We start from the raw sequence: 13,359 nt of genomic DNA, 5'->3' as shown, positions 1-13,359 counted from the left end.
ACAGAAAGAGTAATTTTTTATTCACTTTTACTTTACAAAGATAAAACTAGAAGTGATAATGACAGCGTTGTCATAATGGTTGTAGCTACTGCATCGTATCCTGGCAGTGGTTTGATCTAAAACCCAGCTCGATTGCACGTGGGGTTGGGTTTTAGGTCCCATTTTTTTCCAACTTATAATTAGAGCTAATCGATATGCAAATAGTGATTCTTGATGATGCAGCCCAAGTTGCAGCGTATGGTGCCAACATCTTTGCTAAACAATTACTAAAAAAACCAGCCTCGGTACTCGGTCTTGCCACAGGTTCAACACCTGTTGCTTTGTACCAACAACTGATCGAAAAAAATAAAGCTGGCGATATTTCGTTTAGCCAAGCGACAACATTTAACTTAGACGAATACTTAGGTTTAACTGGCGAGCATCCTCAAAGTTACCGTTACTTTATGAATGAGCAGCTGTTTAACCATGTTGATATCGACAAACAAAACACCCATGTACCGCCGGGTGATGCAGTAAATCCGCTTGTTGCTTGTACTGAATATGAGCAAAAAATCACAGCGGCTGGTGGTGTTGACGTACAACTACTTGGTATTGGCCGTAATGGTCACATCGGTTTTAACGAACCTTCATCAGGTTTGACATCACGCACCCGTGTAAAAACACTGACGAAAGCGACGATTGAAGACAATGCACGATTTTTTGCAGAAGGCGAATATCAACCGCATTTATCAATCACTATGGGCATTGGCACTATTTTAGAAGCCAAAAAAGTTGTGCTTTTAGCAACGGGTGCAAGTAAAGCGGATGCCGTTCATGCCATGGTAGAAGGCCCGTTAATGGCTAAATGCCCAGCTTCAGCACTGCAACTTCATAAAGATGTGGTGATCATCATTGATAAAGCTGCCGCGAGTAAATTAGAAGATTTAGAGTTCTATCAGCATATTGAAGCTGAGAACCAAAAACTACAAGCGCATCTAGCGACCTTGTAAAATTGTGAGAGAGAATAAAAAAGCCCAGTTTGGGCTTTTTTTATGCCTGTAATAAATTGGGTTTATTATCCGCTTATGGTAGTTTTAGCGAGTAAACTATTTTCAAGGAACGCCATGCTGAATTACTCTCAAATGCCATTGGATCGTGCATCAAATCGCCGTAAAGATCCAAAGTGGTTAAAGGCTCAAATGAATTCTCAGAGTCGCTGGTTATTGGTCAATAACAATCAAAGTTTATTTGTTAAAGACAGTCCTGAAGTGTGTTATTTACGCTTATCTCAAGTGGATCATCTCGATTTATCAAAAGGCATTTTATTGGGTTTAGACGACGATGATGTGGCGCATTTTGCTTTAGATGTCAGCCATGTTCCAGACTCACTCATTGAGCCTATGCTTAATGGCGCTGAATTTGTTGATATTCGCAAGTTAGGCCCACAAGTTGAGCTAAAACAAGGCTCGATTGCCGCACTGGCAAGGGGCTTGTGTTTTTGGCACGCAACGCACCGTTTTTGTGGTCGTTGTGGTCATGAAAATAACATGGTTGAAGCAGGGCATTCACGTTTATGTGAGAACCAAACTTGCCAGCATCAAACTTTTCCGCGAACCGATCCTGCGGTGATTATGATCGTGACTAAAACCTTTTCAGATGGAGTTGAGCGCTGCTTACTAGGCCGTCAAGCAAGCTGGCCTGACGGTGTTTTTTCAACTCTTGCTGGTTTTGTTGACCCAGGTGAAACACTAGAGCAGGCCGTTGCCCGCGAAGTCATGGAAGAAGCCGGTGTTGCGGTGACAGATATTCAATATATCGCGTCACAGCCTTGGCCATTTCCATCATCAATCATGTTTGGCTTTATGGCCACAGCGGTTTCAGAAGATATTCAGGTAGATAAAGACGAGTTAGACGATGCAAGATGGTTTAGCCGTGCTGAACTTAATGAATTTGGCCAATGGCATGAGCAGGGTAGCCATCTTAAACTAACCAGACAAGATTCTATTTCTCGATTTTTGGTTGAGCACTGGCGCAACCTGTAAAGCACAGCTTGGACAAATTATGACAAAGACAAATAAACATACCCAAATCGTCTCTGCAGGGCGTAAAAAAGCATATACACAAGGGGTTGTGAACCCTGTGGTGCAACGTGCATCAACAGTGGTATTCGATTCAGTGGCTGATTTAAAAGCAGCGGCGAAGAAGCGAGGCGACAAAACGTTATTTTATGGCCGTCGCGGTACGACGACACACTTTGCTTTGCAAGAAGCAATTGCTGAACTTGAAGGCGGCGAAGGCTGTGCGCTATATCCATCAGGTGCGGCTGCAATAAGCAATGCGCTGCTATCGTTTGTAAAAACGGGCGATCATATTTTAATGGTGGATACCGCTTACGAGCCAACCCGTGATTTTTGCGACAAAATACTGGCTGGATTAGGTATTGAAACAACCTATTACCCACCGGGAATTGGCGCAGGAATTAGTGAGCTTATTAAAGATAACACTCGCGTATTGTTTTTAGAATCTCCTGGCTCAATCACTATGGAAGTGCAAGATGTGCCAGCCATGGTTGCTAAGGCTAATGAGCGCGGTGTAATGACCATGCTAGATAACACCTGGGGTAATGGTCTGCATTTTAGACCGCTTGAGCATGGCGTTGATATTAGTATTCAAGCAGCGACAAAATACATCGTTGGTCACTCTGATGTGATGATGGGTGTGGCGGTCGCTAATAAAAAGTATTGGCCAACCCTTCGAGAAAATTCATACCTACTAGGGCAATGCACCTCTGCTGATGATGCTTATTTAGCGCTACGTGGTCTGCGTACTATGGCTGTGCGTTTAAAACAGCATGAACAAGCCGCCATCGAAGTGGCTAAATGGCTTGAAACACACCCATTGGTTGATCATATTCGCCATCCCGCTTTTGCAACGTGCCCGGGTCATGAGTTCTTTAAACGAGACTTTGATGGCAGCAACGGCTTATTTTCATTTGTAATGAAGCAGGGTAATCAACAAGCAATTGATGCGTTTTTAGATAGCCTGCACCATTTTAAAATGGGCTTTTCTTGGGGCGGCTATGAGAGCTTGGTCACGGCAAACCTGAGCATGAAAGGGCTTCGCTCTGAAACAGGTTGGTCACAAGGCCCGGTAATAAGGCTACACATTGGTCTTGAAGATGTGGCTGATTTACTAGCCGATCTTGACCAAGCGCTTGCAGTGTACGAAAGCCACCTCTAGGTTAAAAGTTTATACTTTGTTACATAAGACCCGCTTGTCGGGTCTTTTTTTTCTGGTAATTCAAGCTGTTTCAACTTAGTGTAATTCTAATAATAAAATTCATTAAGGATTATGAGTGACGCAGTTACATCCTAAACGCCTTGCACAAATTGCCCAATTTGAGCTGGTACGACTATTTCTGACCAAACGTGGTTTGTTGGCGGTTGCCGCTTTTGCCATTTGTTGGCTACTAATTTTACGCTATCCCATTGCCCAATCTGTGACCTTGATTAGCTCACCTGATTTTGCCGACTTTGCAAGGCAAGCATTTGGCGCCATTGGCATCAGTAAATTACTTGATTGGCCTGAATCTGAACTTGCCGTTTATTGGCTGATTGCTTTATTTAGTTTCCCAAGCTTTTGTTTGTTTTTATGTAGTGACCAAACAGTGGGCGACAGACAGCGAGGTACGTTACGCTTTTTATCGTTAAGAGCGACTCGTTCAGAAATTATTATTGGCCGCTTTTTAGGACAGCTACTCATTTTAGCAGCATTGTTGTTTGTTACCTTGATGGCAACGGTTGCAATGCTTGGCTATCGTGAGCCAAGTTTACTGCTTTCTGGCTTATCGCGAAGCTTTATGTTGTTATTTTATTTGCTTGTTGCAGTTATGCCATTTATTGCCTTGATGAGCTTTTTAAATACATTTGCCCGTTCATCGCGTCTTGCGTTTGTTTTGGCTATTTTGTTTTTTGCTGGCGGTAATATTGTGATTGGCTTACTAACATGGCAATGGCCTGCATTTGAGGTTTTAAATTACATATTTCCGGGCTATCAACTTGATTTAATGGCAGGTCAACGTGCAGGTGTGACACTGGCTCTTGGTTTACCACTTTTACAAACGGCAGTGCTACTGGTTGCTGGTGAACGAATTTTTGCAAGGAGCTCATTATGACCGTTTTAATTCAAGCACAAGGCTTGTCAAAAAACTACGGGGCTAAGCGAGCGCTCGATAACGTTAGCTTTGAGATAAACAAAGGGGCACCGGTAGCGCTAGTTGGTCCTAATGGTGCAGGTAAAACAACGTTATTCAGTTTGTTATGTGGCTATATTTTACCTAGCTCAGGAAAGCTATCGGTAATGGGGTATACCCCAGGCAGTGCGGCGTTATTTGGTAAGCTAACCGCGTTACCGCAAGATGCCCAGCTTGATCCTCGTTTTAGTATTGCGCATCAACTTAACTTTTATGGCCAATTACAAGGGCTCAGTGGTGCGGTTCGTAAAAAAGAAACGGCTCGCGTCTTAGAGTTGGTTGGTTTATCAGAAGTGGCTAAGCAACGACCAGATGATCTTTCTCATGGTATGCGTAAGCGAGTGACGATTGCACAGGCATTAATTGGCTCACCTGAAATAGTGATGCTTGATGAAGCAACTGCAGGCCTTGATCCAATTCATGCTCGTGAGGTAAGGGAGCTGGTAAGTTCTTTAAGTAACGAAGCAACATTTATTTTAAGCTCCCATGACTTAACTGAGCTTGAGCGTTTATGCTCACAAGTTTTACACCTCGATAAAGGGGTGTTAAGTGAGCATCAAGCCCGTTCTAGCACGCAAGATAATAAACACTTTATTACGTTGCAGTTAAATCAACACTATGATGATGTAGAAGCAAAGCTTGCTGGCCTTGCCCATGTACATCATGTTTATATGAGCCAAGCAAAAGAATATGTGATCGAGTTTGAGAAAACCGCTGAGCCTTTTGACATCAATCTTCTACAATTTTGTTATCAGCAAGGTTGGCAGTATCGTCAACTGGTAAATGGTCACACACTCGAAAATCAAATTTTTCATAAGGAGAGCTAGTTATGGGTCTATTAAGTGGATTAATGGGTAATGCAAGTGAAGTCGATAACGACGACTTAGAAGAGCTGCTTGCTAATACATTGATTGATGGTGAAACAGTTCAAAAAGCCTATAAAGTTATTCGTGATATGTTCATCTTTACTAATAAAAGATTAATTATCATAGATAAACAAGGTGTTACCGGTTCTAAAGTTGAAATGCTGAGTATTGCTTACTCAAAAATTACTAAGTTTAGTAAAGAAAGTGCCGGGCATTTTGACCTAGATGCTGAACTGAAAATTTGGGTTGGTTCAGATCCAACGCCAATCAGTAAAGACTTTAAAGCAGGAGATAACATTAATGAGGTTTATAGAATTATAAGTCAATTTGCTTTATAAAGTACTGACAAATCTTGTTTTTTTATTAAAAGTTGGCTAAAAGATGAAAGTTTCGGCCAACTTTTTCTTTACATTTACCGACACTTTATTACAATTAATCAAGTAAAAACAAACGCTTAGTTAAGTTTCCATTCAGTTTTCTGACGTTAGCATGTGCCCAACTTAGCCATCAGGCTAGTTTTCAACAGCAATGAAACAATGTTAATAGGGAAATCTGTTTATGAAAAAGTTAGCAGTTATTATTTCGAGTATGCTTCTGTCAACTGCCGCGACTGCTGCGGATAGTTACCAATCAATCAGCCATTTAGGATACAAGGACACCGATGGCAACGACACTGTAAGTGTTGATTCAACTTATTACTTCGCACCAAAGAAAACGATGGGTCCATACGACCAGTTTGAATACATCAACAGAACAACTAACGTGTTTGGTTCGTACGCAGATGATGACTTTGGTGATGTGACTAACATCGGCGGTGAGTACTTCGTACAAGATTTTGTAATCGGTGCGGGTTACAGCAATTACGATTACGGTTCAGACACTGATTTATTCAATGTGTCTGCGGGTTACTTCTTTAACCCTAACCTTCTTCTAAAAGCGACTTTCACTGACGTTGAAGATGGTGATAACTATGTAATGTTCGACCTTAAGTACAATCATCAAATTAACAGCACTGATTACTTAGGTTTCACGTTCACTGCAGACGACGAGTTTGATTATCGTGCGGTTAGCGCTAAATACTTTATGGATCTTCAACAAGGTAATTACCTAACGATTGAAGGTACAATTGCTGATACTGATGATAGTGGTAGCTCTTGGGAACTAGGTTCTAACTACTACTTCTCTAAAGCAACATCAGTATTTGTAACGTTTAATAAAGAAGATGACTACAGCTTTGGTGCTCAGCACTTCTTTAATAAAAACGTTGGCTTAAAAGCTGGTTATGCAAACAACTGGGATGACTCAGACTACGATGCATACTTTGCAAACCTAAGCTTACAGTTTTAATCATTAATTTGATGATATAAAAAAGCCCGCATTATGCGGGCTTTTTCGTTTTTATCATTACCAACCGCACTGGCGGCCTTCATTTTGCTCATCAAGGTATTTTTGTAACGGTGCAAAGTAATCTAAGATTGCTGTTGCATCCATTTCTTCTTTACCAGTGATTGTCGCAAGTGCTTCTTGCCATGGGCGGCTTGAGCCCATTTCTAACATAGCATTTAGTTTTTCACCAGCCTCAGCAGAGTTGTATACAGAACAACGGTGAATCGCTTCTTCGTTACCGGCAATTTCACATAAACTTCTGTGGAAGTCGAATTGTAAAATGTGCGCTAAGAAATAACGTGTGTAAGGCGTGTTGCCTGGTACGTGATACTTAGCACCTGGATCGAAGTCTGCTTCGCTACGTGCGATAGGCGCTTGTACACCTTGGTATTTTTCACGTAATTCCCACCACGCTTTGTTGTAGTTCTCTGGCGTTACTTCACCTGAGAAAACTTTCCAGCGCCATTGGTCTACTAATAAACCAAATGGGATAAATGCTACTTTGTCTAATGCCATTTTCATTAACAGGCCGATATCTTTAGATTCATCAGGCACGTCGTCTAATAAACCAATTTCTTTTAAATAACCTGGCGTTACAGAAAGTGCAATGGTGTCACCAATCGCTTCGTGGAAACCATCGTTCGCACTTTCTTGATAATAAATAGGCTGTGTGTTGTAGGCGCGTTGGTAGAAGTTATGCCCTAGTTCATGGTGAATAACAGAGAATTCTTCACCTGTGCGTTGAATACACATCTTAATACGTAGGTCGTCTTTGCTATCAATATTCCATGCAGATGCATGACATTGTACGTCACGGTCTTGCGGTTTAGTGAATAGCGAGCGCTCATAGAAGGTATCTGGCAATGGCGCAAAACCCATTGAGGTGAAGAACTTCTCAGCACCACGTACCATTTTAAGTTCGTCGTAATCGTGCTCAGCTAATAGTTCTGTTACGTCATAACCAGGATCGGCATTTTCTGGTGCAACAACATCGTAAATGTTACCCCACGTTTGGGCCCACATATTACCTAGTAGGTGTGCAGGGATAGGCTGGTCTTGTGGTACTTTATCTTCGCCATATTTTTCACCTAGCTTGGCACGAACATGACAATGTAATGAATCATAAAGCGGTTTAACTTGGCCCCAAATGCGGTCGAGTTCTTTTGCAAAATCATCGGCTGGCATGTCGTATTTACTACGCCACATAGCACCTGTATCTGCATAACCTAGCTCTTTTGCACCTTCATTGGTGAGTGCAACTTGTTGCTCATAAAGCGGGCGCATAGGTTTTGAAACTTGACGCCAACCTTGCCATAAATCAAGCAATTCATTGTAATCACGGCTCGTTGCCATTTTAGCAGTCATCTCGCCAAGGCTTAAACAGCTACCATCTTCTTTACAGTATTTACCTTTACCATAAATACCCCCTAGCTCAGCCACTAATTGTGAGAGCTTAGCTGTTTTTTCAGCATCTTGTGGCGCAGGTAAGGTGAGCGCTAGTTTAAGTTTATCGAGTTTACGACGTGCATCGTAATCAAGCTCTAAACTATCGAATTTTGCAGCTTCATTAGCAAGGCGAACCACAGCTTCTGTCATTTTGCGATTTACTTCAGCAGATAGTTCAGCAGTATCATGGGTGATAAAGTTGGCATAAATCCATTCAGCACGGCTTGCTTCTAAATAAAGCGCGCTTAATTCTTTTTCAGTAGCGGCGATAAATTTATCGGCATCTTGTGCGGTAACTTGGCTTGTTTTGACTTCAGCATTCGTTGTTTTAGTGCTCGCAGCGTCATCATTACAGCCAGTAAGTGCTAGTGCACTTGCGACCATAAGTGCGCTCATGCTGAGCTTAAATGGAGTCTTTTTCATAACGTTCCCTAGAAGTTTATTGTTATTTATTGCCCATGCATAATAGCAGTGTCTTAGTAAACAACAAACTGCCTAGTTGAAAACAAGCTAAGTAAGCGCTGCTTACGTTGTATTTATGGCACGATCAGTCATACTTGAAGCAGTTAATTAAAATAAAAGGATTGCACAATGACGACCGTAATCATTCTGTTACTGGTTGCTGTGATTGTAATTTTTGCGGTGAAAGACATTCGCATCAATCTTGTCACACGACCTACGTTTAGACTATTTAAAAAAGTTTTGCCGCCATTATCGCAAACAGAACGTGAAGCTATGGAAGCGGGTGATGTTTGGTGGGATGGTGAACTATTCAGTGGTAACCCAGATTGGCAAAAACTGCATCGTTTTCCTAAACCTGAACTCAGCGAAAAAGAGCGCGCATTTATGGGTGAGCAAGTCGAAACTTTGCTAGCCATGCTTGATGATTATCAAATCGTGCAAAAAGATAAAGACCTACCAAAAGAAGTGTGGGACTACCTAAAAAAAGAAGGATTTTTTGCACTAATCATTCCTGAAGAATTTGGTGGCCGAGAGTTTTCAGCCATTGCTAATTCAACCATTGTATCGAAAATTGCCACTAAGAGCTTAACCGCTGCGGTCACCGTTATGGTCCCCAATAGCTTAGGTCCTGGCGAATTACTTCTTCATTACGGTACCAAAGAGCAACAAGAGCGTTGGTTGCCAAGCCTAGCTAAGGGCGATGATGTGCCTTGTTTTGCATTAACGGGCCCTGAGGCTGGGTCTGATGCAGGCAGTATTCCTGATACTGGGGTGGTTTGTAAGGGCATGCATAACGGTGAAGAAGTGATTGGCTTAAAACTTAACTGGTCAAAACGTTATATCACTCTTGCGCCAATCGCCACCGTACTGGGTCTTGCATTTAAAATGTACGATCCTGAAGGTTTATTGGGTGATAAAAAAGAGCTTGGTATCACGTGTGCACTTATTCCGACAGATCACGAAGGTGTGCAAACAGGTGAGCGTCATTACCCGTTAAACATGGCATTTATGAATGGCACAACGTACGGTAAAGATGTGTTTATTCCGCTTGATTGGATCATCGGTGGCGAAAAGGGCGCAGGTAGAGGTTGGCGCATGTTAGTTGAATGTTTAAGTGCGGGCCGCGGTATTTCGTTACCGGCACTTAGTACGGCAACAGGTCACTTGGCTTCAAGAATGACATCAGCCTATGCAACCGTTCGCCAACAATTTGGTGTGTCGATTGGCCAATTTGAAGGTGTTCAAGAAGCACTCGCTCGCATTGGTGGTTTAACTTACACCTTAGAATCAGCGAGGCTAATGACCGCAGGGGCGATTGATTTAAAACTAAGTCCATCTGTGGTTACCGCTATAGCTAAGTACCATATGACTGAAATGGGCCGTACAGTTATGAACGACGCGATGGACATTCATTCAGGTAAAGGTATTCAAGTCGGGCCGAATAACTATTTAGCCCATGGCTATATGGGGATCCCGGTATCGATTACCGTTGAAGGTGCAAATATTCTGACTCGTAACTTGATGATATTTGGTCAAGGTGCCACTCGTTGTCATCCATTTGTTTTAAAAGAAATGGAAGCAGCAGCAATGGAAGACCAAGATGTTGCTTTAAAAGAATTTGACTCATTACTGCTGCAACATATTTTATTTGCTGGCAGTAATGCTGGTATGGCATTTGTGCACGGTTTAACGCGCAGTTACTTCGCTAAAGCTCCTGTGTGTGGCGCAACCACTGTTTACTACAAACAGTTGAGCCGCATGAGTCGTGGTTTAGCATTTTGTACTGATGTTGCGATGCTAGTATTAGGTGGTGAGTTAAAGCGCAAAGAGATGATTTCGGCGCGTCTAGGTGATGTGCTTAGCCACTTATATCTTGCTTCATGTGTATTGAAACGCTACGAAGATGAAGGACGCCAGCAAGCTGACCTACCATTTGTGCAATATGCCGTTGAGCATTCGTTATTCTGCATTGGTCAAGCATTCGATGGCTTCTTTAAAAACTTCTCTAACCCAGTGGTTAATTTTTTACTAAAACGTATTGTGTTCCCTCTGGGTAATCATTACCACCGTCCAAGCGATGAGTTAGCACAAACAATGTGTGAGCACATGAGCAAACCAGGGGTCTTTAGAGACAGATTAACCCATCTTTGTTATGTTGATGAAAATGCAGGCACGGGTGTCATGGAAAATGCCTTTTTAGCCATGATTGACACCCATGAAGACTTTAAGCAGCTTCGTAAATGGCAAAAAGAAGGCACTATTGCCAAAAACCTTGAACTTGAGGGTGCAATTGCCGCAGCGGCAGAGAAAAACTTGATAAACGAAACCGTTGCAGAGCGTATGAATCAAGCCAATGAGCTACGTAAACAAGCGATAGCCGTTGATAATTTCGCCCCCGGAGAGCTGTAACTTCTTGCCAAGTTGAAATAAATAAAGCCTTGCATTTGCAAGGCTTTTTTATACTAGCTTATACCAATCCGTGAGTGATGACTTTTTCTGCTTCGCTGGCTGGCATTGGTTTCGCTTTTAAGAAGCCTTGACCAAACTTACATTGCGTTTGTTTTAAGATTGCCAATTGTTTTTCTGTTTCAATCCCTTCCGCAACAACATCGAGTTTTAACGACTGTGCTAACGATAATATGGCATCCACCAAGGGGTTGTGTGCTTTATTTAAATGATCGATAAAGCTTTTATCGATTTTTAAAATATGGATAGGTAATTGGTGTAAATAACCAAGCGCTGAGTAGCCAGTACCAAAATCATCTAAGCACAGTTTAACTTCAAGAGGCTCAAGGCCCTTAATGATTTTTGTTGCTAGCTCTAAATTACCAATTAGCCCAGATTCAGTGATTTCTAAGCACAGCGAGCCTAAAGGGAGTTTGTATTTAGAGTACAAAGCATGGATTTGCGCGACGAAGTCGAGACTTGCAAAATGACGTGATGACACATTCACGGTAATTCGGCCAAACGCTTTACCTTTACTTGCCCACAGTGCTATTTGCTTTGCCGCGAGTTCAAGCAAGTGTAAATCTAAGTTAATAATTTGGCCTGTGTCTTCTGCAACGGGTATAAAATCATTTGGCGAAACAAAGCCTTTACTTGGGTGATGCCAGCGCACAAGCGCCTCAAAGCCGACAACCTGTGCATCTTGAATAGCAAAAATTGGCTGGTAGTAAAGTTCAAAGTCGTCATGTTCAATACCATGCTGTAAATCATTTTCTATATCCGCATGGTTTTTAAGCTTTTTACGCATGGTATTGTTAAAAAACTTAACTTTACCGCGGCCTGATGACTTCGCCTCGTACATTGCAGCATCAGCATGCTGTAGTAGCTTATAAGCTTGATCGCGACTACTTTCACAAAACGCAACACCAATACTTGTGGATGCCTGAAGTAAGTGGCCATCAATATCAAGAGGCTCAGCGAGAACCTGTTGAATTCGTTCAAGGGCATCTTTAATTTGTTGTTTATCGGTGATGTTCTCCATAAAAATGGCAAACTCATCGCCCCCTAAGCGGGCAAAGGTATCGGTATTGCGGATGGTACCTAAGATTAACTCACAGATTTTTACCAAAAAGTGGTCACCAACCTCATGACCTAATGAATCATTGATACTTTTAAAACGGTCAAAGTCTAGATAGAGCAGGGCATGTTGGTGGCGCTTATCTGCTCTTGCCAAACGAAGGATCGCATGTTTAATACGCTCTATTAATAACGAGCGGTTAGCAAGGCCGGTTAATTCGTCGTGAAGAGCTCGGTGCTCAAGCTCTTGTCTTGATAATTGGCGGTCTATCGCCATGCTAATTTGGCGGCTCACATACGTGAGTAAGGCACGGTCATGTTCGTCATAGTGATAGCTTTTACTGTAACTTTGTACGGCGATAACACCACTAATACGCTCATTTACTTTAAATGGCACCCCTAGCCAAGACTCGGCCTGACGACCAACCATTTTAAAATGACCCGCATCAATGTGTTGTTGAAATTCTTCTTTCGTAAAAAGTAAAGATTGGTCGATGTTTAATAAATAATAAGATGCGGTGTCTTTTAGTTGTTCTTTCGATATTTTCTTATGGGCGTTAGAACGCACGCCTTCTTCGATAATATAAACTAAATCAAGCACATCGAGTTGCTTGTCATACAGGCCAATAAAGAAGTTATCAGCCCTCAGTAAAGAGGTAATAATGCCGTGTAAAGATTCAAAGAAGCTATCTAGCTCGCTTGATTGATAGGTTAAGTTAGCGATTTGCAGCATCGAGCGTTCTAGCTTTTGTGCATCATTTAACTGCATCACAGTTTGCTGTAAGTCTTCTACGGTGCGAACTTGATTTATCTTGGCACTGAGTAAGTGGGCGACAGTTGATAAAATCTCTAAATGCGTATCATTGTAGTAATGTTTTTGCGGGTGCTCACAGTCAATGACACCCAGTACTTTTTCTTTGTAAACTAATGGTACGCAAAGCTCAGAAAGAGCAGGGCGAGAATCGGCAATATAACGCGGGTCTTGACTGACATCGCCAATCATTAAGGGTTTGCCAGTGCTTGCGACATAACCCGTAATACCTTGATCAAAGCTAATTTCTGTTCGGTCGATATGGTAAGTATCATGGCTACTTGCCGTGCCAATAGACGCCATTTCTTTTAGGGTACGTGTTTTATCGTCTGCTAGGTAAATGACACACTCTATAAAGCCCAGGCGGCTCACTACCTCTGATGTAACATATTCGAGTAACTCTTCAACTGTATCTAACTGCATTAGAGATGATGAGAACTGATTAATAATATGTAATTGGTCTGTTTTGACTTCAAGTGCAAAAGCCGTGTCTAAACTCTTAGGCATAGAATAAAAGGTAACCAAAATGTTGTATTAATTTATTACGTTAACCTACTATCAAACTATCCACAAAGTTATTTTCAAAAAAAACGTATACTGGTGTAAACTAGGCACCTGAAAATGAACTTGGGTAA

General features: G+C 41.9%; 10 protein-coding genes. 8 read left to right on the top strand and 2 right to left on the bottom strand.

Annotation, left to right across the window (positions count from 1 at the left end):
* Positions 1–194 precede the first annotated feature (194 nt).
* From nagB to IRQ78_RS05955, 7 genes are all read left to right on the top strand, one after another.
* Positions 195–989 carry a glucosamine-6-phosphate deaminase gene (nagB, locus tag IRQ78_RS05985; RefSeq protein WP_194441600.1) on the top strand — a complete coding sequence of 265 codons (795 nt, stop codon included), beginning with the start codon at positions 195–197 and terminating at the stop codon, positions 987–989.
* Positions 990–1,103: 114 nt separating this feature from the next.
* Complete coding sequence (gene nudC / locus IRQ78_RS05980) at positions 1,104–2,021, top strand: NAD(+) diphosphatase (protein WP_138601666.1); 918 nt, start codon at positions 1,104–1,106, stop codon at positions 2,019–2,021.
* Between the two features lie 19 nt (positions 2,022–2,040).
* Positions 2,041–3,219, top strand: coding sequence for a cystathionine beta-lyase (locus IRQ78_RS05975; protein ID WP_194441599.1), 1,179 nt, complete (start codon positions 2,041–2,043; stop codon positions 3,217–3,219).
* Positions 3,220–3,334: 115 nt separating this feature from the next.
* Positions 3,335–4,153 carry an ABC transporter permease gene (locus IRQ78_RS05970; protein WP_054551569.1) on the top strand — a complete coding sequence of 273 codons (819 nt, stop codon included), beginning with the start codon at positions 3,335–3,337 and terminating at the stop codon, positions 4,151–4,153.
* Positions 4,150–5,058, top strand: a complete 909-nt coding sequence (locus tag IRQ78_RS05965; protein ID WP_054551568.1) for an ABC transporter ATP-binding protein — start codon at positions 4,150–4,152, stop codon at positions 5,056–5,058. The genes IRQ78_RS05970 and IRQ78_RS05965 overlap by 4 nt, the downstream gene beginning before the upstream one ends.
* Before the next feature lie 2 nt (positions 5,059–5,060).
* Positions 5,061–5,435, top strand: coding sequence for a PH domain-containing protein (locus tag IRQ78_RS05960; protein WP_054551567.1), 375 nt, complete (start codon positions 5,061–5,063; stop codon positions 5,433–5,435).
* Positions 5,436–5,655: 220 nt separating this feature from the next.
* A complete protein-coding gene (locus IRQ78_RS05955; RefSeq protein WP_054551566.1) occupies positions 5,656–6,444 on the top strand; it encodes a putative porin in 789 nt (262 codons plus the stop codon).
* Between the two features lie 57 nt (positions 6,445–6,501).
* On the opposite strand, the gene IRQ78_RS05950 is transcribed toward IRQ78_RS05955, so the two are convergent.
* Complete coding sequence (locus IRQ78_RS05950) at positions 6,502–8,352, bottom strand: M2 family metallopeptidase (protein WP_194441598.1); 1,851 nt, start codon at positions 8,350–8,352, stop codon at positions 6,502–6,504.
* Positions 8,353–8,520: 168 nt separating this feature from the next.
* Here IRQ78_RS05950 and IRQ78_RS05945 point away from each other — a divergent pair, with 168 nt between their 5' ends.
* Positions 8,521–10,800 carry an acyl-CoA dehydrogenase gene (locus IRQ78_RS05945; RefSeq protein ID WP_138601660.1) on the top strand — a complete coding sequence of 760 codons (2,280 nt, stop codon included), beginning with the start codon at positions 8,521–8,523 and terminating at the stop codon, positions 10,798–10,800.
* Positions 10,801–10,858: 58 nt separating this feature from the next.
* On the opposite strand, the gene IRQ78_RS05940 is transcribed toward IRQ78_RS05945, so the two are convergent.
* Positions 10,859–13,231 carry an EAL domain-containing protein gene (locus IRQ78_RS05940; protein ID WP_166339406.1) on the bottom strand — a complete coding sequence of 791 codons (2,373 nt, stop codon included), beginning with the start codon at positions 13,229–13,231 and terminating at the stop codon, positions 10,859–10,861.
* Between the last annotated feature and the right edge of the window lie 128 nt (positions 13,232–13,359).

It is taken from the genome of Pseudoalteromonas simplex, from assembly GCF_015278155.1.
Taxonomy (GTDB): Bacteria; Pseudomonadota; Gammaproteobacteria; order Enterobacterales; family Alteromonadaceae; genus Pseudoalteromonas; species Pseudoalteromonas simplex.
This window is presented reverse-complemented; position numbering and strand designations above follow the sequence as displayed.

Coding starts and splice junctions, on each gene's coding strand:
- nagB (WP_194441600.1), top strand. CDS start 195: ATGCAAATAGTGATTCTTGATGATGCAGCCCAAGTTGCAGCGTATGGT.
- nudC (WP_138601666.1), top strand. CDS start 1,104: ATGCTGAATTACTCTCAAATGCCATTGGATCGTGCATCAAATCGCCGT.
- IRQ78_RS05975 (WP_194441599.1), top strand. CDS start 2,041: ATGACAAAGACAAATAAACATACCCAAATCGTCTCTGCAGGGCGTAAA.
- IRQ78_RS05965 (WP_054551568.1), top strand. CDS start 4,150: ATGACCGTTTTAATTCAAGCACAAGGCTTGTCAAAAAACTACGGGGCT.
- IRQ78_RS05960 (WP_054551567.1), top strand. CDS start 5,061: ATGGGTCTATTAAGTGGATTAATGGGTAATGCAAGTGAAGTCGATAAC.
- IRQ78_RS05955 (WP_054551566.1), top strand. CDS start 5,656: ATGAAAAAGTTAGCAGTTATTATTTCGAGTATGCTTCTGTCAACTGCC.
- IRQ78_RS05950 (WP_194441598.1), bottom strand. CDS start 8,352: ATGAAAAAGACTCCATTTAAGCTCAGCATGAGCGCACTTATGGTCGCA.
- IRQ78_RS05945 (WP_138601660.1), top strand. CDS start 8,521: ATGACGACCGTAATCATTCTGTTACTGGTTGCTGTGATTGTAATTTTT.
- IRQ78_RS05940 (WP_166339406.1), bottom strand. CDS start 13,231: ATGCCTAAGAGTTTAGACACGGCTTTTGCACTTGAAGTCAAAACAGAC.